We start from the raw sequence: 24094 nt of genomic DNA, 5'->3' as shown, positions 1-24094 counted from the left end.
ATGAAAGCTCTGATCATCGCCCTCGCTGTATCGACTCTCTGTTCCTTCGTCTTAACGAAGCTCACCATTGAGTTCGTCGCTGGTCACCATCTGGGCCAGTACATTCGCCAGGATGGACCAAAGTCGCATTTGGAAAAGCGCGGAACTCCCACCTTCGGCGGAGTGGCAATCATCCTCTCCATCCTCATCGGCTGGGGTGCGAGCGCGCTCTTCCGCTATCTGAGCTTCAACTCTCTGCCGTCCACCTCGGCATTGTTGACGTTGGGCTGCATGGTGGGCTTTGGCCTGATCGGTTTTGTCGATGACTTTTTGAAGGTGGCTAAGAAGAGGAACCTGGGTTTGACCATTCATGCCAAGCTCATCTTCCAAATTGTGATCGCCACCACTTATGCTGTGGCCGCCATTTTGCTGCCGACGAATTCGCGTTTCCCGACGGCCAATATGGCGATCGCTTGGATTGAGCATCCGCTGCTGCATTTGGATTTCGCCGGCCGCGTGCTTGGCGTGATTCTCTTCGTGGTGTGGATGAACTTCCTCTTCGCCGCATGGACGAATGCCATTAACTTGACCGACGGTTTGGATGGTTTGGCTGCTGGCTCGACGATGATCGCGTTCATCGGCTTGGGTTTGATGGCTTTCTGGCAGAGCTACCACGTCACTGGTTTGCAAGATGTTGGCTTGACGTACTCGGTTTCTGACCCTCAGGATCTCGCTATTATCGCCGTATGCGTGTGCGCGTCTTGCTTCGGCTTCCTGTGGTACAACGCTAACCCGGCCAAGATTTTCATGGGTGATACTGGTTCTCTGGCTCTCGGTGGCTTGTTCGCTGCGATGAGCGTGAATATGCATATTGAGATTCTCGCTGTCGTCGTCGGTGGTCTCTTCGTGTTGGAAACCCTCTCCGATGTCATTCAGATTGCTGCCTTCCACGGCTGGCACCGTCGTGTGTTCAAGATGGCTCCTCTGCACCATCATTTCGAGCTGTCTGGCTGGTCGGAAGTCACTGTGGTGATCCGCTTCTGGATGGTGGAAGCAGTGTTCATGCTCGCTGGCGTGATCCTGTTCTACCTCGATTGGCTGATTCGCTCGGGCCAGTTGGGCTAAGAGCGAGGGGAGCGGACGCACGTGGCGTTCGGCTCTGGGCGGCGCGCGACAAACGGCGCCGTAATGCGCTGACTGCGCTCAGTGCGTCGCTCTCACGCGCGCTCGTACGCATGAGGCCCGCGCCTGAGGTTAAGCTTGTAGTGGTAATCTCCGATTCTGCAGGAAAGAAGGAATTATGGAGCAGATGATTGGTGGTTACGATTTCTCCGGTCAGCACGTGCTGGTTGCTGGCCTTGGTAAGTCGGGTGAATCTGTTGCTCAGCTGTTGCGCCACGCGCATGTGGCTGTCACAACCTACGATCAAAAGAAGCCAACTGCCGACGTGAGCAGCGCCGCCGAAATCCCATGGGAGAAGATCACCCTCGTCGTCACCTCTCCTGCATTCCCACCATCCTCCGATTTCTTGCAAGAAGCGGCTCGTCGCAGCCTGCCAATCTGGTCGGAAGTCGAGTTTGCATGGAATACCCGTACAGAAAGCACTCAGCTTTCCGCCCCAGCCCCCTGGATCGGCATCACCGGTACGGATGGCAAGACAACCACCACCGAAATGATTCACGCCATCTTGCAAGCCAACGGCTTCAACGCTCCAGCAGTCGGTAATATCGGCGTCCCGGTTTCCCAGTCGGTTCAGGATGCCAGCGCCGATCACTTTGTTGTGGAGCTGTCGAGCTTCGCCCTGCATTACACCAAGAGCCTGCAGCTGGACGTCGCCGTGTGGACGAATGTGTCGCAAGACCACCTCGATTGGCATGGTGGCTTCGAAAACTACGCACACGATAAGTCCACTGTTTTCCAGCGCGCTCGTCACGCCATCATCTTTAACGCCGAAGACCCAGTTGTTTCCGCCTACGCATCGAAGGCCGAAGTGGCCGCCGGTTGCGTGAGGGTTGGTTTCACCACGAAGGCTCCGGGTGCCAACCAGATCGGCGTGAAAGGCGGTTGGGTTGTTGACCGCTCCTCGCTGCACGAGGGCATTGAAGGCGCGGAAGATGGCCGCATTATCCGCTTGTCGAGCTTCGCTGACCAGTTGAAGCGCGCGGATGGAAGCGTGTACACCCACCTTTTGGAAGATGCTTTGGCAGCTATTGGTGCCGCTCTCGCTCAGCATGTGTCGCTGGAAGCTATTCGCCACGCTTTGGCAAGCTTCACCCTCGACCCTCACCGCATTGAGCTCGTGGCCAGTTACGTTCCTGAAGGTGTGGAGGCTCAGCGTGCGATTCGTTTTATTGACGACTCGAAGGCCACCGATATTCTCGCGGCTCAAGCTTCACTCGCTGCCTTCCCTGATAAGTCAGTGATTTGGGTGTGCGGTGGTTTGGCGAAGGGTGCTACCTTCGAACAGTTGGTGGCTCAGTTCGCGCCCAAGATGAAGAAGGCTTTGGTGCTGGGCCGCGATAAGGCTCCGTTTACTGAGGCTTTGCAGCATTCGCATATTCCGTATGAGGAGGTTGATCCTTCGGCTAACCCTGACCGCAGCCAGGGTGGTGCTGAGGTGATGGCCAGAGTTGTGGAAGAGGCTGGTAAGCTTGCCCAGCCGGGGGATGTCGTTTTGCTGGCACCTGCGGCCGCCTCGATGGATGAGTTTTTGAATTACGTGGACCGTGGCAATCAGTTTGCTCATGCAGCTCAAGCGTGGGTTGCTCAGCGCTCCTGATTACCACTACACTGGCTCGTTACTAGTAGGTTTCTGACAGGCTGTTGGCCGGTCACCGCAAGCCTGTCGGTGGGGTTGGTCTTCGTGACGGAACAGCAGCTGACACCTAGCCAGTAGGGAAGTGGCATAACGGCGAGAAGGAGTGAGGCATGCCGACATTTCAAAAGCCGACGAGACGCCAAGATCACGCATCTCGCCGCGAGCAGGAACATCGCACCATCATCGGTGTGACGGGCAACCAAGAGCCCCATTATGACGCTTTCCAACGCGCTCAACGCCGAGCAGAACGCAATGCGGGACGGCGTACCATGCGCATGCTCTTCCAAAGCATCGAGTTTCAGCATGCCATGATGCTCGCCAGCGTGATAATCTTGGTCGGTTTCGGCCTGGTGATGGTCTTCTCCGCCTCTTCGGTGGACCTCGTGGCGCTGGGCTTGAAGCCGTGGTCGATGGTGGTTCGCCAGTTGATGTTCGTGGTGATCGGCGTCGTTGGCGCAGTTTTAGCCTCGCGTTTAAGCGTCAAGGCTATCAAAAGATTATCACCGTGGCTTCTTGCCCTCTCCATCTTCTTCCAGCTGCTCACCCTCACGAAACTGGGCCGCGCTGCAGGTGGTAACGTGGGTTGGATCGCGCTGGGTCCGATCAGCTTCCAGCCTGCTGAGCTGATCAAGCTGGCACTGTGCTTGTGGCTTCCGGTCACGATTATCAACTCGCGTAAAGAAAAGACTTTGTGGAAGCGCTACGGCATTGCGGCTGTTGCGCTTTTGGTCAGCGTCGGCTCGATTGCTTTGGGCCACGATATGGGTACGGCTAGTGTCGTGGTGATCATTGGCTTGGCAGCGCTGCTCTTCGGTGGCATGCCGATGTCCGTGTTCTACGTGATGGGAGGCCTCGCCCTGGTCGTCGGTGCGGCAGGCGTTTTCACATCGTCCAACCGTATGAACCGCGTGTTCTCCTTCCTGTCCTGCTCGCCGAAATCGGGTAAAGCCGTGTGTTACCAAACGAACCATGGCCTGTTCGCTATTTCCTCGGGCGGCCTGTTCGGCCTGGGTTTGGGTAACTCTCGTGAGAAGTGGAGCTACCTGCCGGAGGCCACGAACGACTTCATTTTCGCCATTATTGGTGAGGAAGCTGGCTTCTTAGGCGCCATCTCGGTGCTGTTGCTTTTTGCCGTGCTGATCGCCTCGATGATCCGCTCGTCTTTACTGCTCGAGCGCTTAGATTATCAACGCTTGGTGCTCTTGTGTGTGGTCAGTTGGATCAGCGTGCAGGCTTTGGTGAATATTCTCGTGGTGCTCAAGCTCTTCCCAGTGATGGGTGTGCCTCTGCCGTTTGTTTCCTCGGGTGGAACGTCCATGGTGGTGTGCTTGACGGCGATTGGTGCGTGCTCGCGCATGATGATGTCGTCGCTGGACGACAACCCGGAGGGCGAAGGCATTTTCGCTCATGCGCAGGTGCTGCGCCCACGCAAGTCTTCTGCCAGCAAGTCTGCTGACGCTAAGTCTGCTTCTCGCAAGGATTCCTCTCGTCAGGCTCGCTCGATTCAGCGCTCTGAGCGCGCAGGCCGCCCAGCTCAGCGTAAATTCTCGTGGCGCGCTTCGGCTGACAAGCGTTCCGCTCGCACAGCTTCCGCGCGCATGGCCTCTTCGCGCCGCACGCCAGAGCGCTCTGCGAAGTCAAACGGCGAAGGAAGCTCTGAGCGCAAACAGACGAGGAGAGTGGTGAGCAGCTCGAGCACGCAAGAGCGGGCGAATCGCCAGCGCTGATAATCTTGAGGAGATAAAGGCCTTCGTATTTGGCGATTCTGTTAAATTGCCAACGATAGCATCGCGTTTGCACTTGCGCCTGCCTACTATCAAAGCAGAAGGAGGACGCATGAAAACTCAGGAAAAGGACAACAGCACGAACGGCACGGCCTCTCAGGCTCAAGCTGGCAATGATTATCCTGTTTCACTCGTCTTAGCTGGTGGCGGCACTGCAGGCCACGTCAACCCTCTGCTGTCGATCGCTCAAGCCATTCGCGCCCAGCGTCCTCAAGCACATATCTCCATTTTGGGCACGTCCGTGGGCTTGGAAGCCCGCCTGGTTCCGGCGGCCGGTTTTGAGCTCACGACTATTGAAAAGGTGCCTTTCCCGCGCAGTGTTAATCTTGATGCGCTGAAATTCCCATACCGCTGGATTAAGGAGCGCAAGGCCGTCTCCCACCTGCTCAGCTCAAGCAATGCCGATGTGGTGGTCGGAGTCGGTGGTTATGCGGCGGCTCCTGCTTATGTTGCCGCTCATCGTGCAGGTTTGCCGCTGGTCATTCACGAGCAGAACGCGCGCGCTGGCATGGCGAATAAGTTGGGCGCTCGCTGGGCTCAATTCGTCGGTACGGTCTATGACGACACAGGATTACCACAGCAGCCTGAATCTTCGGATGCTCAAGCTTCCTCGGCTGCGCAAGCTGGCCAGTCGACTGAAGCTTCCCAGGGCACTCAAACTTCCCCGGCTTCTCCCGCCTCTGTGCACGGCGTCCACCGTGTCGGCCTTCCTCTGCGCCAAGCCATCGCCCAGGCCTGCGAGGAAATCGAGACCAACCCGCAAGCTGCCCGCGAAGAGTCTGCTCGCGCGCTCGGCCTTGACCCACACCGCCCGATCGTTCTGGTGACCGGCGGCTCGCTGGGAGCCCTGTCGCTGAACGAGGCCATCGCCGGGGCTTGCGACGCCTTGCTCGAGCACGCCCAAGTGATCCACCTGACCGGTAAGGGCAAGCTCGCCCAGGTTCGCGAAACAGTCACGCGCATCATCGGCCGTCAGCATCTGGCTGGGCTTGGCGAGGACCAAGCTGGCCAGGGAGATTACCACGCTGCCGAATACCTCGAGCACATCGAATTGGCGTTCCTGTGCGCTGATCTCGTGGTCTGCCGCTCGGGTGCGGGTACGGTGTCGGAGATTGCAGCACTGGGAATCCCAGCCGTCTACGTGCCGCTGCCAATTGGCAACGGCGAGCAGAAGTTCAACGCCGAGCCTGTTGTTGAGGCGGGCGGTGGCATGCTCGTTGACGATAAAGATTTCACCTCGCAGTGGGTGTCGAAGAATTTGATGGAACTGTTGGCTGATTCCGCGCGTTTGCAGCGCATGCGTCAGGCCGCTGCCAGCTGGGGTGTGCGCAATGCGGCCCAAGTGATGGCGTCGACCATTTTAGCAATTGCCGATGAGCATTACGCTCAGCTGCACGCTTCAGCAAATGCAGCGAAGTGAGCGGATTCGACGGGTTTATAAGCGGTTTTCAAGCGGTTTTCGAGCAAGGAACGGTATTATGGTTGATGAGGTTGAAGCACGTCCTCTTCCTGCGGATGATTCTTTGGCACAGGTGAAAAGTTTTGCTGATTTGGGCCGCGTCTGGTTCATCGGTATCGGTGGTTCGGGAATGTCCGTTCTCGCCCAAATGTTGCACGAAGCAGGAGTTCCGGTTTCTGGTTCTGACCGTATCGCTTCCCATTACACTGAGCATTTGGAAAGCATTGGGATTCCTGTCACCATCGGCCAAAAGCCTGAGAATATTCACGATGTAGATACCGTGGTGTGGAGCTCGGCTATCAGCGCGGATGCTCCGGAGATGCTCGAGGCGCGTCGTCAAGGTTTGTTGCTCGCTCATCGTTCCGACATTTTGGCGCTCTTCCTGCGCACGCGCAATTCGATCGCTGTAGCTGGTACGCATGGTAAGACCACGACGAGCTCCATGCTCGCCACGATTTTTGCTAACGCGCATGCTGCTGGTGAAGTGTCAGCGACTGAGGATGCTGCAGCGGCTGGTGAGGCTTGCGCAGCTGGAGATGCTGCTTTTGCTGACCCGAGCTTCGCAATCGGCGGCTCGGTGAAAACCGCGCATGGCACCATTCCTGGCGGCCACGTCGGCACCGGCTCGTGGATGGTTGCTGAAGCAGATGAGTCCGATGGCTCGTTTGAAAAGTATCGTCCGCTCATCGGCGTGGTGACGAATGCCGAGGGCGACCACCTTGACCACTACGGCACGGTGGCCCACTATCGTTCCGCATTCGCAGCCTACATTGGCCATATTCAGCGTGTCGTCGTGCTGTGCGGCGACGACGAAGGCGCGCGCGAAGTGTATAACTCACTCGAGCCTCGCATTCAACAGCAGGTGTGGGTGTATTCCACTGATAATCTCGAGAAACTCGGCTTGCCTGGTTTGAGTGAGAAGAATTTTGTTCAGATTGTCACTTCGCAGGAAATGGTTGCCGACAAACCAACCGAGCATGGCGGAGTCGAGGAAACGCTCACGGTTCGCATCCCGAGCTCTTTGGTTGATGGGGGAGCGCAGGTGAGCATTGGCCTGCACGTGCCTGGCATTCATAACGCGCGCAACGCCACCGCTGCTCTCACCGCAGCTCTGCTGGCGGGAGTGAGCCTTCCGGGTGTGGTGCATGGTTTGGAGAGCTTCTTGGGTGCTGCCCGCCGCTTCGACTTCCAAGGCGAGGTTAACGGTGTGAGCTTGTACAACGATTACGGCCATCACCCTACTGAAGTTGCCACCTTCTTGCAGGCTGCGCGCCGTCGCTTCCCGCACTCCACTTTGCGCGTGCTCTTCCAACCGCACACCTATTCGCGTACGCAGACTTTCACCAAGGAGTTGGTGGATGCTCTCGATATTGCTGATGACGTGTACCTTTCGCATCTGTTTGCAGCGCGCGAGCTGGCCAGCGACTACCCAGGGATTAGCACGCAAACGCTCATTGATGAAGCCAAGAAGCGCGGTATTGATGCGAAGTTCCACTACATTGACGACATGTATGAAGCGGGTATTGCCATGGCTCATGCAAGCCACCCGGGCGATATTCTCTCCACAGTGGGTGGAGGAGATATCAATTTGGTGAATCCTACTATTCTTGACGCTTTGCACACACTGGATCGATAGACTCGAAAGCAGCTGAAGAGAAGGAGTGCCCATGGCGCGGGAAATTACAGGTCATGCAGGAGTGAAGAGGCAGATTACGTCTTCACCTGCTGCACGCTCTGCAATCACCGAAGAGGATCAGACCACTGAGCACTCCATTCAGGCTGCAGGCCGCATCAGCTCCTCGGCACGCAGGCTGAGTGCGGCTTCGCAGCACGGGGAAGAGCATTCGGCTCCTGCATTCGCCGCATCGCGCCATTCCCGTTCGCTCACCGGCTTTGGTGACCCGCGCGAGCTCGCCCATTCTGACGGCATTATGCAAACCCTGGCCGAGCAAGCTCACGGAAAAACGGGGATTTTTACCCCGTCTGCACACCGTGAGGAGCTCAGTGAAGCCGAACAGTTGGCCATCGAGAGGCGAAAGACCTCCTTCAAACGTGCGGCTCTCGTGGTTGCTGGAGCAGTTCTCCTGCTTTTCATTGCGTGGGTTCTCGCCTTTTCCCCCGCACTTCAGGTGAGCATGAAAGACGTTACGGTGAGGGGAACGAACCAGTGGGTGAGCGAACAGCAGGTGCGCACAGCCATTAAGGACCGTCTTGACCGTTCTCTGATTCTCATTCCGAACAAGGAATTGAAAGAGCCGATTGAGCAGATTCGCACGGTTGATGAAGTAAAAATTGAGCGCACTTTGCCTCACCACATCACTATTCATGTGGTGACCCGCACTCCGCAAGCTGTGCTCAAGGATGTTTCTGGCAAGCTCACCGTTGTCGACAAGAACTCGGTGATTATGGGCCAGGTTAAGCAGCCGATGAGCAACGCTCCAGTGATCAGCGTCAACGAAGTGAACCAAGCGCTGCGTACGGATGCTATTCAGCAAACGTTGAAAGTGCTGTCGGCTATGAACCCTGAACTGCGCGCCACTATGAGCGAAGTGAGTGCGGCTACGCGCGATTCGATCAGTACGAAAACGAAGGATAACTTCACCATTGTGTGGGGTGACGCTTCGCAAATGCCACTGAAAATCGATGAAGTAAAGCACCTTCTGGGAAACGAAGGGGCAATGGGTACCAACACTATCATCGATGTGTCAGCGCCCGATCGCCCCATTTTGAAGTCCTAAAGTTGGCTGGTAATCTTAAGAAATTCATGAGATTACTACTGCTCAAATTCCTCTGTTATTCGCATCGGCTGCCAGCGTGTTGACGGCTTGAAGCATCTTGTAGTCGAAGATCCATGGGCCAACGAGAATGAGGCTTCCCAAAACGTGCCAGCCCCAGAAAGTGCCTGCGGAAAGCATGCGAGGGTAGCCGCGGCTTTGCAACGCATCACCGACGCGATTGCTGAAGCCATGCCACCACACCAGAGGGTAGATGCCCAGGGTCAGCCAGCTGAAGAGGAATACCATGAGCAGGTAGCTGTGGGTTTTCTTGCCGTCGCGCGGGCTGCAGATCTCGTTGACGTCATCGACGATGAAGTACATGACGACGAGGGCATAGATTCCACCGGTGATGAGGTTCAAGAAGAACCAGGCGACGAAGCTGCGGTCTTGCTTGAAGAAGCGTCGAATTTGGCCACCGTTATTCGAGTAGGGTGGTGCTGCCTGGAAGCCTGCGCCTTGCTGGTAGTTTGGGTAGCCTGCGCCAGTTTGGTAGCACGTACCTTGCTGATAGCTGGTACCTTGCTGGTAGGCAGGGCCAGATTGGAAACTCGCATTCGCATACCCGTTGGTATTGGTATAGCTCGCATTGAAATACGTGCCGTTCGCGTACCCGTTCGCCGTGGCATACGTGCCAGCAGGGTTCGTGGAGTTCGGCTGGGTAGCGTCAGCTGCAGGCTGCTGCTGAGTATTTGCCTCAGCGTTAGTCTGCTGAGCGTTAGTCTGCTGCTGAGCGTTAGTTTGCTGTCCTGTAGGAGCAGGCGTTGGGTTCTGCGGGCCTGGAGTCTGGTCGTTTGGCCCTGGCATTTGAGGTGTTGGGTTTGGAGTGCTCATAATCATCCTTCGTCCTCTGAGCGAATTTCTTCAATTGTATGGCCAATCTCGTGCATCAGCATAGAGAAGTGAGTAAACTGAAGGAAATTACTGAACAAGCTCTGAGAGGAGCTACCATGAGCACTCCTAATCCGCAGCCAAACCCAAGCGAGCAGCCGAACCCTAACGAGCAGCAGAACCCTAACGAGCAGCAGAACTTGGGCGAGCATCCTCAAGCCTATGAGCAGCAACAAGCGTACCAGCAGCAATACGGCGCACAATACCAAGGTCAGTATCAAGGCCCATATCAGGGTCAAAACCAACAGACTGATCAGGGCCAATACCAGCAGCCCTATCAGGCTCAGTACCAGCAGCAGTATCAGCAGCAGTATGCGGGCTACCAACAGCAATATCAGCCGGGTTACCAACAGCCGTACCAGAATACTTACCAGCAGCCGTACACTGGTAATCAACAGCCATACCGGCAGCCCTATCAGCCGCTTCCTCACTCCAGCAAGGCCATTGCGGCGCTGGTGCTGATGATTATCTCCCTGCTCATTTGCTGGCTGCCACTCTTCAACATCATCTCTATCATCTGCGCGATTATCGCCATCGTTCTGGGCAAGCAGGCGATGCAAGAGACCAGTAGGCCACCATTCCCGCGCGGCCGTGAGATGGCAGGAACTTCTGTCGCTTTGGGCGCCTACTCGATCTTTTTCGCCGCATGCATGGACGTGATGCTCCTCATTATGGTCGTTGCCAGCCTGTCCGGCGCAGACACCCGCTTCACCCAGCCTTACAGCTTCTTGGATACGACCAAGAGCATCAGCGCTGAGGTGAAAACCACACACCCGGCCATGATCTTCTGGACTGATGGCGAGAATGTCGGCTCGTACACCATGCAGGAAAAAGGCAAGTGGACCCGCCATTTCGCTGACGACGGCAACAACCATTACGCTGTCATCGCCATCGCTGACCCTTCGGCCATTCAAAACGGCAGCATCAACTTCTCTCTTGGTTGCTCTTTGAAAGAAGAGGAGCATGAGATTACCACTTCGCGTATCTCTTCTCCGACAAATTACGTCTACTGCTCGTCCTTGACGAAGAAGGACGTTCCGGTGATGAAGCAACTTCTCAAGAAGATGATCAAAACCTATATTTCCACCCAGATTCCGGGTAGTGACTCTGATATGAGCGATGATGAACTCAACAACCTCGCACAAGGCTTGGGAATGTCGGAAGGCTCGACCTTGGATGAGACTTTGAGCAAAATCGCGGAAGATATGATAACCAACACCACTTCTGGTACGGATAGCTAATTGCCGTAGCTCATGTACTTCAGTAATCTATAAGACCGCGGTCGGAAGAGCTCGACAAAGAAAAAGCCCAACAATGCGAAAGCACTGTTGGGCTTTATTCGTACCTACCCGCTCTCTGCTGCGAACGGACGAATTGGAGGCGAAGAGCGTTTCACAGGTGAGGAAGCAGGCTGATAATCTTTAGAAATTGAAGTTATCAGGGTCAGCGCCTGGGCGAACGCCAGTTTCCAAAGAGCTCACCTTCGCCATCTGCTCATCGCTCAATTCAAAGTCAAACACGTCAAAGTTCTGCTTGATGCGCTCCTTATGCGTACTCTTCGGCAAAACGACAACGCCACGCTGAATGAACCAACGAATCACCACCTGAGCAGGGGACTTGCCCACCTCAGCAGCGACCTGAGCCAGAACAGGGTCTTGCAGCAAGTTGCCGCCAGTACCACCCAGAGGGCTCCATGCCTCAACAGCAATATCGTTCTTCAAGCAGAAGTCGGTCAGCTCCTGATTAGCAAAACGAGGAGATTCCTCAATCTGGTCAACCACAGGCTTTACGGTGGCGAAGCTCATCAGCTCCTCCAAATGATGCTGCTGGAAGTTAGAGACGCCGATAGCCTTGACCACACCCTGCTGGTAGAGCTTCTCCATGTCGCGCCAAGCCTGCTGCCAACCCTCAGCTGGCCAGTGGATGAGGTACAGGTCAACATAACCTAAGTTCAAACGATCCAAAGAGGCCTGGAAAGCCTCAGCCGTCTTGCCAGCGCGAATGTCGTCATTCCACAGCTTAGTGGTGACGAAAACGTCCTCACGAGCAACACCCGATTCGCGAACACCCTGGCCCACGGAAACCTCGTTGCCATACAGCGCTGCAGTGTCGATATGACGATAGCCAGCCTGCAAAGCTGCGCGCACGGCGTTCACCGTGGTCTCGCCGTCAGGAGTCTGGTAAACGCCCAGGCCAACCTGCGGGATGCTCGTGCCGTTGTTCAGCGGAATCATCAAAGGATTGGTGATCATACTGCTCCTTCGCAAGATCTTGTTATTCCAACAGTTTCAGTATAAAGACGGCATGCTGGTGAAAAAGTTCCAACTCTGAGAGCGAAACCAAGGAAGAGTAGGACTGAGAGCCCCTGCGTCCTGGTGACTGGCCGGCGAAAGGGGCGAGCCCCACGGCTTGGAGGGTGGCCAGAAGACTACTTCACCAAAAAAACCATGGTAAGGATCAGAGCGAAGCCAACCAAGTCCACAGGAGTGAACACGGAGGCAGTCAAGAACACGGCAGAAATCGTGGCCATCACCGGCTCCGAAGTTCCCAGCATAGTCGCTCGCATCGCACCAATGCGCATCACACCCGACATGTACAGCCAATAAGCGGCAAAAGTGCCACCAATCACCGTGAAGCACATGAGGAAAATACCCAGAGCATCGAAATGAGGAGGGTTCTTCCACGGCTGGACGAAGGCGGAGACGCCAATGCCAGAAATGAGGAACATGATGCCGTTGATCGCAAAATTGCCATATTTTTGCATGGCCTTCACCGGAATCACCGACATAGAAGCGGTAGAAGCAGCATCAGCCAAACCCCACAACAGTCCGGCCAAAGGAAGGGTAAGGGTAGTGAAATCACCATTCGTGGCAATCAAGCACGTACCCGAGAAAGCGAGAAGAATGCCGATCGACTCTCTCACACCTGGTGCTCGGCGGTCGCGAATGCACACTATGGCGAGAACGAAGAGCAAGTTGAGCGTTTGCAGAACTGTGGCCGTTCCTGAATTCGTCCAGTCAATTGCCTGCAAGTAGGTCACCTGCGTTGCCATCACGCAGAAGAAAGCACCCAGGATATACGTGGGGTAGAACTTCAGATCCTTAACTACCCCGAGCAGCTGGCGTGGTTCCGAAAAACCGGCGCAGGCGAGGAAAAGCAATCCGGCGAAGATTTCGCGAATACTGGCAATCCAGAGTGGGGTTGCGTGATAGGTGTTCATCAAAATTTTGGACACGGTCGCATTCATACCCCACAAGCAGCCGCCCAGGAGGGTGACGCCCATGCCGATGAGTAGGGTTCGAGGGGTTTGTGCGAACAGGCGAATTCGACGACGTCGTGGGTTTTTCCCTGGCATATTTCCCAGCATGCCCACTGGTGTGGCAGAGTTTAAGCTAAGGGGGTCAACTGGGGAGGCACTCTTCCATCCCACACGGTTCACTGTTCTCACCCGCGCGATTCTATACGCTTTTTTGCTCAGAATCACCGGAGAATTTGTGCTTATCCTGTGCCTACTTTGCAGCAATGACAATCTGATGTCAGAAGGGTACAAAGCGGAGGCGCGTCACGCCCGCCCCGCAACGAGCGTATCAGCGAGATTATTACTGGGCCAGAGGCTTGTGGTGAGGTTTAGTCTTCCCAGCAGCTAGCGTATCAGCGAGATTGCCATTGGAATAAGAGAGAGAATGGCGATCACAAGGTAAGGCATCCAATGAGCTTTGGTGATGGCGATGAACTCGCGGATAAACGCCGTCGGCCAATAGTAGGCGCGCGTATGGCTACCCACGCCATCAGCCTTCATTCCCAACTGGTGGGCGTACTCGCTCGCGCGGAAAACGTGATAATCGCTGGTGACAAGCGCAGTGCGGTAGGGTTCGTCACTCGACCAATCCGCACTGATAATCTCCCTGGAATAGGAGAGATTCTCAAACGTCGTCGTCGACTTGTCCTCCAGCAAGATCTGCTCAGCAGGAACATCGCGAACCCGCATCAAATACGTTGCAATAGCTTGCGCCTCAGAAACTGCCTCATCGCTACCCTGGCCGCCAGAAGCGACAAACTTGCCCTGCTTATTCTGGTGCAGCCACAGGCTATACGCCTTCTCAATACGCCCGCGCAACAGGGGAGTAGGCTTGCCGTCGATCAGCCCGGCGCCGTGAATAATGATGTAGTTGTACACGCGCTTGCGAGGCAGAAGCCGGTAGAGCGTGCTGTAAAGCAGGAGAGCCACAAAAGTGAAGAAAAACCACAAGCCTTCGGCAGTAATCAGAGAGGCGATGCCCATCAGCCAAGCCGGAGCTCTCAAGATTATCAGCACGGGAAACAGGCTAAACCAGCCAATGATGGCGAGCACGAGGAGAGCGGGCAGGATGGTGGAGAGGTGAAAACCTTCATGCCTGACGACAACAAAGGTATTCATGAAAAGGAAAGCGATGGTAATAACAGGAGCAAGCAAAATAGCGAAAAACAGGGGCGCCACCATGCTTACGTGGCCAAAGCTCATCAGAAGGGTCGGTAAGAAAGTGATGAGGAAAAAGCCGAGCAGCACAGCATTCTTGAACTGTCGCGGCTCTTTTCGATAGCACAGACCAAAGGCGATGGCCAAGGCGATGCTTGGCGAGTAAACGATGAGTGGCCCCAAGATTTTCATGCTTTCAGATTATCAGTTGGGAATACTGGTGTTGTGTGTTAATCTTAAGAATGCTGATTTTCAGCGTGCTTGATAACTAGAGAGGGGTCGATCGGTTTCGACGGTAACCTGTCCGTCGCAGAGAAGCGTGCCGTGAAGGCGTGGGTCCACACGTAAATGTCCTCACGCGAAGAATTAAGTGCCAAACATAACAGCACTGAGTTCGCACTCGCTGCCTGAGTTTAGCCTCAGGGTTTAATCCGCGAGATGCGTCTCCGTTCCCCATTCTGCCGCCTTCGCGGAATGGTCGAGCGTCATTACGAAGGCTTGCCTTACAGCCTGCGTTGCAGGGGATGTGAGGGACTTCCACTGTAACTGAGCCCGCAAGAGGCGTCATCGCTATTCATTGGGGCTGAGAAATTCCCGTTTGGGCATGATGACTACGCACGTAGAAGGCTGAGAGTTCGGTTATCGGACCCGGGTTCAATTCCCGGCGACTCCACTTTTCACCGGCTAACGCAAAACCAAGCGCTAGCCGGTTTTTTATTGCAATACTAGCGTTTCAGCCTCTCGACTTCTTTATCCTGTTTGAGTCTTTTTTAGTCTTTTTCACTATGTTTTTGAAAAAATGTGGGCACGGTGTGGGCACGGAGAAGCCCATCCAAACGCTCACGAACCACATCTAAATCAAGTACGCCATAATGGAAACGATTGTCAATCCCGATGATGAACAGTTACCAAGTTCCTTGAGGAACTTAAAGTATCTGGGAAAAAGAATTGCAGGAGCTTTGGTTGAGGTAAAATCATCCTACCGGAAAAACTATGGCGAGTAATCAGTGGCTATCGTAAGCTCTCCTCAGATGAATGGAGAAGTAATAATGGCTCTGCTTGATCTTGATATGGTGGTCGACCAGATGTATAGCTTGTTGAAGCCGGTAATGCCACCTGAGGCGCGGGAATGGGTTGAAGATGATGTGGAAGCAAATGAGCCGTATTCAGCCTTTCTCATGCTTATGGATTATGCAATCACCGAGAAGGGTGATGAGTATGCACTTCAGTTCTTCCCGCTTCTTGAACCTGAGGATCGTGAAGAGTATTCGCAATATTTAGCAATAAATAGGGAAAAGTAGTACTAATAACAACTACCGATTTGTTTGAGGGCGTTCAATGGTGAGCGCCCTTTTCTTATGCCCTCATGGCTCACAGTTTTACCCGAAAACCTTACTGGCTCTTCCGGTTTGGTGGGCTGAGCGATGCGAGATTTTCTGGCATTTGTCGCCGGGTTGCCGCTCATCGCGGCTCCGTTGATTATCTGTTTCGGCTTTGACGAATGTGAAAAGGGCCTTAATATGAAGAACTGTTATTATGCGACCGCGCTCACGGGGACTATTGGTGCTAATTTGGTTGAGTCACGGTGGATTGACTACGAACATTGGACTGTACCGGATGACGTATCCTAATCGTATACACTTCTGACTTTTTCGTTGCATGGTGCCCGGCCATTGGTGGGGCACCATGTTGCGGAAACATCTCGCAACCGTCAAAAACGTAATAAGCTAAAAGAGCACACAATTATGATGCGTGTGAGGGGTGATCTTATGGGCTACTATATCGCTCTCGGTGGTTTGCTCTATTTCATGATGACGGCCGACCAGTGGGGAGGGCCTCACTGGCTTGTAAGTCTCGGACAGGGGATCTGTACTCTAGCGATTCCGGCGGCGGCCATCGCCGCGGTCTACTCTTTCTGTCATGACTGGGGGACGACTCCAACACATTCGCAGCCGTCGCACGATGACCGACAGAGTAAAAATAAGTGAAGACCATTCTGCAAGCCCTACCGCTCACGCGGCGGGGCTTTTTCTTTGCTGCACGCTCGGGGGTGTTTTACGCGGTGGGATGTGCCTCTTACCGTGTTGACCTGTCCTTAAAAATATCACCGCTGCCGCTCTTCGCCCGTCTGTACGCGTCTGAGAGCTGTGCGGGGGTCTGCCTGAAATCCATGAAGCACCCCCCAATTCTTCAAGATTGCCGGTGAGCATTATTTGTACCAGCACGGCACGAGGACTGTTGCCACGCTACAATCGTGCGCAGACGCACACGAGTCGATGAGCAGCGGACAAATAACTACAGGTAGGTACCAGTCACGAGATAATGTTTCACAGGAAGGAGCACTATGAAAACAGATAAGAAAGTACTGGATTCAACGAGCAGCAAGCCTTCCCAACCACAATCTCGGCAAGTATACGCTCCTGATTCCTCTCAGTCACAGCTCTCGGCCGAGCCTTCCCAAACACAAACAACTCTTCGTCGCTCTTTGCGCCAACGCCACCTGACCATGATCGCAATCGGTGGCGCTATTGGCACGGGTCTGTTTGTCGCATCAGGTGCAACGATTGCTCAAGCCGGCCCTGGTGGCGCGCTTGTCGCTTATGCGCTCATTGGCATCATGGTGTGGTTGATCATGCAAGCTCTCGGCGAAATGGCTGCTTTTCTGCCACTTGCTGGCAGCTTTGGCGAATATGGAACGCGTTTTGTTTCCCCGTCCTTTGGTTTCGCGATCGGGTGGAATTACTGGTTTAACTGGGCAATTACGGTTGCAGCTGAACTTGTTGCTGCAGCTCTCGTGATGAAATATTGGTTCCCTCACACGCCTTCAATCGTATGGTCAGCATTGTTCCTGGCAATCTTGTTCATCATTAACGCTCTTTCCGCGAAGGCTTACGGGGAAAGTGAGTTTTGGTTTGCAGCTATCAAAGTTGCAGCGGTTCTCGTATTTCTTATTCTGGGAATCGCAATGATCGCTGGAATTCTTGGTGACTCTCCTGGTACCAGAAACTGGACCGCAGGCCAAGCGCCTTTTGTAGGAGGGTACAAAGGCGTCATCCTCGTCCTCCTCGTCGCGGGGTACTCTTTCCAAGGCACAGAGTTGATCGGTACGGCAGCTGGCGAAGCTGAAGATCCTTCCCGCTCCATTCCTCGCGCAATTCGTACTATTTTCTGGCGCATTGTGCTCTTCTATATTGGTGCGATTGCAGTGATCGGCTTCCTCATTCCTTACACTGACCCTTCGCTTCTTCGCGCCTCGGAGACGAATATCGCAATATCTCCTTTCACTCTTGTCTTTGAAAAGGCAGGAATTTTAGGGGCTGCATCGCTGATGAATGCCGTCATTCTCACCTCTGTTCTCTCTGCTGGAACTTCCGGGCTTTACGCTTCTACTCGTATGCTCTTTGCTCTCGCTGAAAACGGGCAAGCTCCTCGAATCCTGAAGAAGCTATCTCACCATCAAGTTCCTTTCAACGCCCTCGTTGCTACGACTTTGGTAGGCTTGGCCGGCTTTATTACCTCCCTGATTGGTGATGGTAAAGCTTACGAATTCCTGCTCACGCTCTCCGCGATGGCAGGTTTCATTACCTGGGCCGGTATCGCGTGGTGCCATTGGAAGTTCCGTAAGGCTTTGAAGGCTCAAGGAATTCCTCTGAGTAAGCTACCGTATCGCTCACGCTTCTTCCCAGCTGGCTCGATAGTCTCTCTTGTGACTTGTTTTCTCATCATGGTGGGCCAAGCTTATGAGCCTCTCACCCAGGGTGAGCCGATCTCTGAGGTGCTGTCACCTTTTATTGGTATTCCATTCTTCCTGGCTTTGTGGTGGGGGCATAAGCTCATCACTCACGCCCCAGCCGTCAAGCCTGAGTCAGCGAATCTTGGCGAGTAGGCCTTCAGATTGCCACTACCAGGTTGACATCGTGAAATTGACATCGTGAGATTGCCACTCCTGATTAATCCCTACCAGTAACTCACTCTCAGTGTGTCATTCAAGGTCAGTTGCTACCAAGTAGATGCAGAGAGATTTTCTGAGGGGTATCTTACGCTGATAATCTTAAGTAAACCTCAGAAGAAAAGGGCAGCAGCACCAATGCTGAACGCGAGCAAGCACACCGAAGCGATAAAGCTCGCAATAACAGCGTTGCGCCCGTGAGAAAGCATCGCCTTAAAGTTCACGTTCAGGCCTAAAGCTGCCATCGCCATGCCCAGGAAAATGTAGCCAGCGTCAACCAAATGTGGTGCCCAAGCGTGGAAAACAGGGACAATAGTTCCGAGAACAGAAGCTGCGATAAAGCCCAGCATGAACCAGGGGATCGGGAGCTTCTTCGGGCCAGTCGAACCAGAGGCTGATGCCTTCTGATTTCTGCGTGACCACCATACTGCAATGACGACTGCAGCGACGATGAGCATGAGGACGCGGGAGAGCTTCATAATCGTAGCAACATCAACAGCACCGAGAGCGTCACCAGCAGCGACGGCATGGGCAATCTCATGCAGAGAAGCACCGGCAACAATCCCTCGTTGAGCTGTGCTGAGAGGAAGTGCAGGTAAGAGCGCGATGTCGATGAGAGCGAAAATCGTTCCCATTACAGCCACGGTTGCTACAGCCATCACCTCGTTGTTGGCGCGTTCTTGCTTTTCTTCGTCACTGATAATCTCGGCGTCTGTGGAGTTCATAGAGCCTGAGATTGCCATTACGGCTGCTGCACCACAAATGCCCGTACCGCCTGCGGTGAGCATTGCCAAATGAGGCGAAACTTTGAGCGCGCGAGCTAAAGCATAGGTACCCAGAATCGTCAGAGTAACGACGAGGGCAGCAAGAGGCAGGCTTTTCACACCTTGAGTAAAGAGAAGCTCGAGGTTGAGCTTGAAGCCGAGCAAAATAATGCCCAAACGCAACAGCTTGTTAGCAATGAGCCCAGCAGCGCTAGAAAGTCCATTCCGCCTGTCTTCTGAGGTGTTGCTCCATAGCTTCTGAACTGGCCATTGCGCTAGCATTCCGATGAGGAGTGCGATAATGAGCGCGCCGAAAAGGTTGAGTACAGGAAGTTGTTTGAGGTATGCGCCGGCCAGTGATGCGAGCAGGCATAAGGTTACGGCCACGAGCATCGATGGGGTAGCGATACGCTGCCACCAAGTGCTGATGAACTGTTTCATGGTCTGTTCTCCTTGGGTCGTCATGACGCAAGCAAGTCGTCAGTGAACTTGTACAGAATCGTTCAATCTTATCAGTGCAGTGAGAATAGTATGGGTCTGAGATGAGCAAACGCAACAGGCCAGGAAAACAGGCCAGGAAAGTTGTGGCGAGCGCAGCAATCCCCAGCAGCCTGAGATGAGCATGCAGGAAACAAGCGAAGAATGAGGCAGAGTATGAATGTTGACAACACAAAGAGTGAGCACCTGAAAGCAGGTGCCACAATCGTCGATAATGTGATTGTCAATTCGACAGTGTGGAAGTACCTAGACGACCATGCTGACGATGACATTGACAGCTTGGCATTGCATGCAAAACTTCCTTGGAAGCAAGGCACTGGGGAGAGCAACGCTGCTGTGAAAACTCCTCGTTGTCCTGACCTGGCCTGGGTTCTCCAGCAAATTTCAGGACGTCAGATTGCCACTCGCAAACTTCCTTCCTGGGCAGCCACCCCGCACCTGCTCTATCCTTCTCGCGTTCCTATGGAACAATGCTCATCACAACAGGCCGCAGAATACAAGGCCCACCTGGTATGCACACTTGTTGGCCAACTGAGCGATGCGAGAAATGCTACTGATACGAGAAATGCTAGCGAATCATTTACTTTCGCTGACCTCACTGGCGGTTTTGGTGTTGATTTCGCCACTATCGCGCAGAAAGCCCACCATGCTTATTATGTCGAGCGCAACGAGCAGCTGTGCACAATTGTCAGTCATAATCTCCAGCAGCTTGGCATTTCTGATCGCGTTGAAGTTCATCATCGTAATGCGAAGGATTTCCTGGCCGCCATGCCCGCTGTTGACGTCATCATGCTGGATCCAGCGCGTCGTGACGCTCACGGAAACCGCACCTATGCTCTCGCTGATTGCGAGCCCAATGTTCTCAACTTGCTGGAAAATTTGGCGCAGAAGGCCCATTTCGTACTTCTCAAGCTGTCCCCCATGCTCGACTGGCACAAAACTGTCGATGATCTTGCGCCCTTCGCAACTGAGGTTCATATCGTTTCGGTGAAAGGCGAGTGTAAAGAGCTGCTTGTGGTGCTCGATATGCGCCGTACTACTCATGATTATCAGCGCGAGCACCTCGACCGCCTCGTGTGCGCTGATCTCACTGATCAATCCCAGCAGCCACTGACACGTGAAGGTGGTACGTGCCAGCAGTTCGCCCAGAAGGCGGATTTCGCGCTGACGGGCAGTCCTTCCTCTTTTGCGCGCATTTTCACGGTGAAGGGATCGACGCAGATGAAAACAGTTACGCCAGTGAGAAAGCAGACTGATAATCTGGAGGGGCAGTTGCTCTGGGAGCCAAACGCCAGCGTGATGAAGGCCGGCTGTTTTGGAGCTTTTGCTCAGGCTTTTAGCTTGGAAGCGTTGGAGGAGAACTCGCACCTTTTTGTGGGCGGCCGCCTCGAGATTGCCAGCACGATTCCAGCCAAGGGCTTTGTTATTGAACAGGTGAGTGGCTTTGCAAAGAAGGACTTGCGCCAGCTGACAAGCCAGCTGACGCATGCCAACATTGTGGTTCGCAATGCTCCCTTCACCCCAGTGAGTTTACGAAAAAAGTTGAAACTCAAGGATGGATCGGATATCACTGTTTTTGCGACGACAAATGCCCATGGTGAACATGTGCTCATTCGCGCAAAAAGAATTGCGAGTTCAGAGCCCTTGGTCAGTGACAATCTGAACATCCCATGGGGCTAAGGTAAGGCGTCTGATAACGAGAGTAGTCGTAGAGCAGAAGAAACTCACAATACGAAACATTATGAAACAAAAGCTAACATAACCGCACGTGCGCTTGTTACGTCATCTAAGGTGTATATGGCACGGTACACTTCAGGAGTGGCAAAGGTGCACCTCACCCCAGTACTGAACTTGGGTACCCAATTCGGAGTACTCAACTGATGAGTACTCAGCTGACGAGCACCCAACCAGGAGTATCAATAAAGAGATTGTAGGAATCTATGCAAACTGTCGTTATGGTGGGAATCTGGCTGCTGGTCGGCCTATTGACAGGAGGAGTTGACCTCCTCTTACGTCGCCCGAAATCAGTATGGAACGGTATAGCAACGGTACTTCTGGATATCGCTGTTGTTAATCTTGTGACACTGTTGACAATTCGCTTCATTAGGCATCGCGCTTACATTTTCGAACCTGCTGCTTATTACGGACGATTTGATGTTCGGTACATCATCTTTGCTCTTCTCTTCGGTGTTGCATTCGCCTTCTTCAAGGCGTTTGCTTACGGAGAGCTCAAGCTGGAGAAGGAAAAGTTCCATTTCACACCACTAACCATCACCATCACTGTTGTGGCGATCATCTTTGCTGTGGTGGGAACGGTTATTTGGTGTGCAGCATGGTGGTTTAATTCCTTCTTTGGAGGAATGACGCCTGAGCAGATGATCTATAACTTCTTCTCACCGGTGACAGGAGCAGTTGGCGATGGCATTACTGATGTCGTAACTCGCCCTGTCTTCCTTGCAGTGAGCATCATTTTTGTTCTGCTGCTCATCATGTTTATGCCATTGGCACTGTCGAAGCAAGGTCGCATTGTTCTGCACAATAAGGTAGTGAAAATTGCTGCCTGGGTGGTGAGTGTTCTCTTGCTCATCGGTGGCACTACGTACGCCTACACGACAGTCCATTTGGACAAGATTATCAAGGCTTACACCGTCAAGTCTGAGTTCATTGCCAACAACTATGTGAATCCAGCGACCGCACGCTTGCAATACCCTGAAAAGCAGCGCAACCTCATTCATATTTACTTTGAGAGCTTTGAAAACTCTTACTTGGATAAGGCTCATGGCGGCTATATGGAGCACAACCTCATCCCGGACATGATGAAGTTGAGCGAGGAGAAGGACGCTGTTCACTTCTCGAACCGTTCCACCTGGGGCGGCCCACACCAAACCTATGGTTCCAGCTGGTCGGTGGCTGGCATGGTCAACATGACTTTCGGCATCCCGATGAAGGTTCCTACCGATGGAAACTCCTATGGCTTGCAAGGAAACTTCATGCCTGGTGCTACGGGAACAATCGACCTGCTCGCCAAGCGCGGTTACAACCAGACGGTAATGTTTGGCGCCGACGCTGATTTCGGCGGTTTGACTACTATGTTCACTGAGCATGGGCATCTGAAGATCTTCGATTGGAAGTATGCGAAGGCTCAGCACTTGATCCCTGAGAACTACAAGGTGTGGTGGGGCTTTGAGGATAACAAGCTGTACAACTACGCCAAGGAAGAGATCACCCGCTTGTCGACTCTGGGTAAGCCATTCCACTTTGTGATGGAAAACGCGGATACGCACTTCCCAGACGGTTACCTAGAGCCAGAGACGCAGCGTCTGTTTGGCAACCAGTATGCTGACGTGATCTTCCACTCGCAAAAGCAGGTGTATGACTTCATCCGCTGGATTCAAGCCCAGCCGTTCTACCAGAACACGACCATTGTGGTGACTGGCGACCACCTGTCCATGGACCCGAACTTCTTTAAGAATTGGGATCCTCACTACGAGCGCACGACGTACAACCTGTTCTTGAACCCGGCCTTCACCAATAAGGACTTCAAGACGCATAACCGTCAGTACGCTCCATTCGACTACATGCCAACCATTGTCAACTCGTTGGGAATCAAGATTCCAGGCGAGAGGTTGGGCTTGGGTACGAACCTCGCCTCCTCGCATAAGACCTTGATCGAGAAGGATGGTCTGGCTCATGTGGACGAGGAATTGTCGTACTACTCCAAGTTCTATGCGACGAACATTCTGGAGATGAAGAACGCTCCTCACGACGCTTCAGGCCGCACGGTTCACTCTGCGGAGTAGTTCGCGACACAGTTGCGTCGGGTGTCAACCTCAGCGCTGAAAACTTGATAACTGTTCCTCAACAAAGGACAATGGGAGACGTCAGCTTGCTGGTATGTTCGCACTCCAGCAAGCGTATGACGTGTAGAGGAAGAAAGGATGACTATGAACTTTCGTAAGTATGTCGCAGAGTTCGTCGGCACTCTGATCCTGGTGACTTTGGGTTGCGGCACCGTTGTGGGTGCTAACACTCTGGTCGGCCAGGTGAAGCTTGAGGGTTCGCCTCTGGCCGTGAGCTCGGTGATCATCGCTCTGGCCTTCGGCATCTCGATTATCATTGCTGCTTACTCTGTGGGTAATGTTTCTGGTGCTCACCTGAACCCAGCAGTTTCCCTGGCCATGCTCATTGATGGCCGCATGAGCGTTGCTGATTTCGTCGGCTACGTGGTCGCTCAGGTTCTCGGCGCAACTGCTGCCGCTGGCCTGCTCGTTGCCTTCACTGGTTCCAATGCTTCGCTGGGTACGAACGGCTATGGTGACGCTTCCGCACTGCACACTGGCATGGGTCAGGCTTTCCTGGTTGAGACGGTGCTCACCTTCTTCTTCGTTCTGGTAATCTTGGGCGTTACTGCTAAGGCTGAGTACTCCAAGATTGCTGGCCTGGTTATCGGCGTCTCTTTGATGGCTATCGTGCTCACGGGCCTGCCTTTCACGGGCACTTCTGTGAACCCTGCTCGTTCTTTGGGTCCGGCTCTGCTGGCCGGTGGTGAAGCTTTGTCGCAGGTGTGGCTGTTTATTGTGGCTCCACTGGTCGGTGGTGCTCTGGCCGCTTGCGTGCATCGTTTCCTGGTTCGTCCAGCTCTCGAGGCCTAACTGAGATTATCAGCACGCTTCATCTCTCAGCGTTCTGATGTTCTGTGCTTACTAGCCGGCAGTTCCTGCC

At 53.8% G+C, this 24094-nt stretch carries 17 protein-coding genes and 1 other RNA gene; 13 read left to right on the top strand and 5 right to left on the bottom strand.

Annotated features, from left to right (window positions below):
* From mraY to AEAE_RS03650, 6 genes are all read left to right on the top strand, one after another.
* Window positions 1-1104, top strand: coding sequence for a phospho-N-acetylmuramoyl-pentapeptide-transferase (mraY, locus tag AEAE_RS03675; RefSeq protein WP_094689772.1), 1104 nt, complete (start codon window positions 1-3; stop codon window positions 1102-1104).
* 175 nt (window positions 1105-1279) lie between these two features.
* Window positions 1280-2758, top strand: a complete 1479-nt coding sequence (murD, locus tag AEAE_RS03670) for a UDP-N-acetylmuramoyl-L-alanine--D-glutamate ligase (protein ID WP_244569610.1) — start codon at window positions 1280-1282, stop codon at window positions 2756-2758.
* A gap of 149 nt (window positions 2759-2907) precedes the next feature.
* Window positions 2908-4524: an FtsW/RodA/SpoVE family cell cycle protein gene (locus AEAE_RS03665; protein ID WP_094689771.1), complete on the top strand. Its 1617-nt coding sequence runs from the start codon at window positions 2908-2910 to the stop codon at window positions 4522-4524.
* 109 nt (window positions 4525-4633) lie between these two features.
* Window positions 4634-6001: a UDP-N-acetylglucosamine--N-acetylmuramyl-(pentapeptide) pyrophosphoryl-undecaprenol N-acetylglucosamine transferase gene (locus AEAE_RS03660; protein ID WP_094689770.1), complete on the top strand. Its 1368-nt coding sequence runs from the start codon at window positions 4634-4636 to the stop codon at window positions 5999-6001.
* A 58-nt stretch (window positions 6002-6059) separates the two neighbouring features.
* Window positions 6060-7676 carry a UDP-N-acetylmuramate--L-alanine ligase gene (locus AEAE_RS03655; RefSeq protein ID WP_094689769.1) on the top strand — a complete coding sequence of 539 codons (1617 nt, stop codon included), beginning with the start codon at window positions 6060-6062 and terminating at the stop codon, window positions 7674-7676.
* Window positions 7677-7707: 31 nt separating this feature from the next.
* A complete protein-coding gene (locus AEAE_RS03650; RefSeq protein ID WP_094689768.1) occupies window positions 7708-8778 on the top strand; it encodes a cell division protein FtsQ/DivIB in 1071 nt (356 codons plus the stop codon).
* Window positions 8779-8820: 42 nt separating this feature from the next.
* Here the strand turns inward: AEAE_RS03650 and AEAE_RS03645 are convergent, their stop codons facing one another.
* Window positions 8821-9648 carry a DUF4234 domain-containing protein gene (locus tag AEAE_RS03645; RefSeq protein ID WP_244569609.1) on the bottom strand — a complete coding sequence of 276 codons (828 nt, stop codon included), beginning with the start codon at window positions 9646-9648 and terminating at the stop codon, window positions 8821-8823.
* A gap of 116 nt (window positions 9649-9764) precedes the next feature.
* Here AEAE_RS03645 and AEAE_RS06710 point away from each other — a divergent pair, with 116 nt between their 5' ends.
* Window positions 9765-10946, top strand: a complete 1182-nt coding sequence (locus AEAE_RS06710) for a DUF4190 domain-containing protein (RefSeq protein ID WP_158520487.1) — start codon at window positions 9765-9767, stop codon at window positions 10944-10946.
* Window positions 10947-11126: 180 nt separating this feature from the next.
* Here AEAE_RS06710 and AEAE_RS03635 read toward each other — a convergent pair whose 3' ends face one another.
* From AEAE_RS03635 to AEAE_RS03625, 3 genes are all read right to left on the bottom strand, one after another.
* Entirely contained in the window at window positions 11127-11957 is an 831-nt protein-coding gene (locus AEAE_RS03635) for an aldo/keto reductase (RefSeq protein WP_158520486.1), read from the bottom strand.
* A gap of 176 nt (window positions 11958-12133) precedes the next feature.
* Window positions 12134-13072, bottom strand: coding sequence for a DMT family transporter (locus AEAE_RS03630; RefSeq protein WP_094690099.1), 939 nt, complete (start codon window positions 13070-13072; stop codon window positions 12134-12136).
* A gap of 276 nt (window positions 13073-13348) precedes the next feature.
* Entirely contained in the window at window positions 13349-14353 is a 1005-nt protein-coding gene (locus AEAE_RS03625; protein WP_094689767.1) for an ElyC/SanA/YdcF family protein, read from the bottom strand.
* 83 nt (window positions 14354-14436) lie between these two features.
* On the opposite strand from AEAE_RS03625, the gene ssrA reads away from it, so the two are divergent.
* The 3 genes from ssrA to AEAE_RS03600 all read left to right on the top strand — a co-directional run bounded on the left by ssrA (window position 14437) and on the right by AEAE_RS03600 (window position 18047).
* Window positions 14437-14837: a transfer-messenger RNA gene (gene ssrA, locus AEAE_RS03620) on the top strand.
* A 373-nt stretch (window positions 14838-15210) separates the two neighbouring features.
* On the top strand, window positions 15211-15462 hold the full coding sequence (locus AEAE_RS03615) for a hypothetical protein (protein WP_094689766.1): 252 nt from the start codon (window positions 15211-15213) through the stop codon (window positions 15460-15462).
* Between the two features lie 1043 nt (window positions 15463-16505).
* On the top strand, window positions 16506-18047 hold the full coding sequence (locus tag AEAE_RS03600; RefSeq protein ID WP_094689763.1) for an amino acid permease: 1542 nt from the start codon (window positions 16506-16508) through the stop codon (window positions 18045-18047).
* 176 nt (window positions 18048-18223) lie between these two features.
* Here AEAE_RS03600 and AEAE_RS03595 read toward each other — a convergent pair whose 3' ends face one another.
* Complete coding sequence (locus AEAE_RS03595) at window positions 18224-19315, bottom strand: YeiH family protein (RefSeq protein WP_094689762.1); 1092 nt, start codon at window positions 19313-19315, stop codon at window positions 18224-18226.
* A 213-nt stretch (window positions 19316-19528) separates the two neighbouring features.
* On the opposite strand from AEAE_RS03595, the gene AEAE_RS03590 reads away from it, so the two are divergent.
* The 3 genes from AEAE_RS03590 (at window position 19529) to AEAE_RS03580 (ending at window position 24024) form a co-directional block, all read left to right on the top strand.
* Complete coding sequence (locus tag AEAE_RS03590; protein ID WP_094689761.1) at window positions 19529-21052, top strand: THUMP-like domain-containing protein; 1524 nt, start codon at window positions 19529-19531, stop codon at window positions 21050-21052.
* Between the two features lie 260 nt (window positions 21053-21312).
* Window positions 21313-23172, top strand: a complete 1860-nt coding sequence (locus AEAE_RS03585) for a sulfatase-like hydrolase/transferase (RefSeq protein WP_094689760.1) — start codon at window positions 21313-21315, stop codon at window positions 23170-23172.
* A gap of 138 nt (window positions 23173-23310) precedes the next feature.
* Window positions 23311-24024 (top strand): MIP family channel protein, encoded by a 714-nt coding sequence (locus tag AEAE_RS03580; RefSeq protein WP_094689759.1) that lies wholly within the window; start codon window positions 23311-23313, stop codon window positions 24022-24024.
* Window positions 24025-24094: the final 70 nt, after the last annotated feature.

The sequence above is a fragment of the Aeriscardovia aeriphila genome, assembly GCF_002259595.1.
GTDB lineage: Bacteria > Actinomycetota > Actinomycetes > Actinomycetales > Bifidobacteriaceae > Aeriscardovia > Aeriscardovia aeriphila.
Note: the sequence above shows the minus strand (reverse complement) of the source record. Positions and strands in the feature narration are given on the sequence as shown.

What these genes read in the sequence shown, in the direction of transcription:
- mraY (WP_094689772.1), top strand. Translation starts at nt 1, where the DNA reads ATGAAAGCTCTGATCATCGCCCTCGCTGTATCGACTCTCTGTTCCTTC.
- murD (WP_244569610.1), top strand. Translation starts at nt 1,280, where the DNA reads ATGGAGCAGATGATTGGTGGTTACGATTTCTCCGGTCAGCACGTGCTG.
- AEAE_RS03665 (WP_094689771.1), top strand. Translation starts at nt 2,908, where the DNA reads ATGCCGACATTTCAAAAGCCGACGAGACGCCAAGATCACGCATCTCGC.
- AEAE_RS03660 (WP_094689770.1), top strand. Translation starts at nt 4,634, where the DNA reads ATGAAAACTCAGGAAAAGGACAACAGCACGAACGGCACGGCCTCTCAG.
- AEAE_RS03655 (WP_094689769.1), top strand. Translation starts at nt 6,060, where the DNA reads ATGGTTGATGAGGTTGAAGCACGTCCTCTTCCTGCGGATGATTCTTTG.
- AEAE_RS03650 (WP_094689768.1), top strand. Translation starts at nt 7,708, where the DNA reads ATGGCGCGGGAAATTACAGGTCATGCAGGAGTGAAGAGGCAGATTACG.
- AEAE_RS03645 (WP_244569609.1), bottom strand. Translation starts at nt 9,648, where the DNA reads ATGAGCACTCCAAACCCAACACCTCAAATGCCAGGGCCAAACGACCAG.
- AEAE_RS06710 (WP_158520487.1), top strand. Translation starts at nt 9,765, where the DNA reads ATGAGCACTCCTAATCCGCAGCCAAACCCAAGCGAGCAGCCGAACCCT.
- AEAE_RS03635 (WP_158520486.1), bottom strand. Translation starts at nt 11,957, where the DNA reads ATGATCACCAATCCTTTGATGATTCCGCTGAACAACGGCACGAGCATC.
- AEAE_RS03630 (WP_094690099.1), bottom strand. Translation starts at nt 13,072, where the DNA reads ATGCTGGGAAATATGCCAGGGAAAAACCCACGACGTCGTCGAATTCGC.
- AEAE_RS03625 (WP_094689767.1), bottom strand. Translation starts at nt 14,353, where the DNA reads ATGAAAATCTTGGGGCCACTCATCGTTTACTCGCCAAGCATCGCCTTG.
- AEAE_RS03615 (WP_094689766.1), top strand. Translation starts at nt 15,211, where the DNA reads ATGGCTCTGCTTGATCTTGATATGGTGGTCGACCAGATGTATAGCTTG.
- AEAE_RS03600 (WP_094689763.1), top strand. Translation starts at nt 16,506, where the DNA reads ATGAAAACAGATAAGAAAGTACTGGATTCAACGAGCAGCAAGCCTTCC.
- AEAE_RS03595 (WP_094689762.1), bottom strand. Translation starts at nt 19,315, where the DNA reads ATGAAACAGTTCATCAGCACTTGGTGGCAGCGTATCGCTACCCCATCG.
- AEAE_RS03590 (WP_094689761.1), top strand. Translation starts at nt 19,529, where the DNA reads ATGAATGTTGACAACACAAAGAGTGAGCACCTGAAAGCAGGTGCCACA.
- AEAE_RS03585 (WP_094689760.1), top strand. Translation starts at nt 21,313, where the DNA reads ATGCAAACTGTCGTTATGGTGGGAATCTGGCTGCTGGTCGGCCTATTG.
- AEAE_RS03580 (WP_094689759.1), top strand. Translation starts at nt 23,311, where the DNA reads ATGACTATGAACTTTCGTAAGTATGTCGCAGAGTTCGTCGGCACTCTG.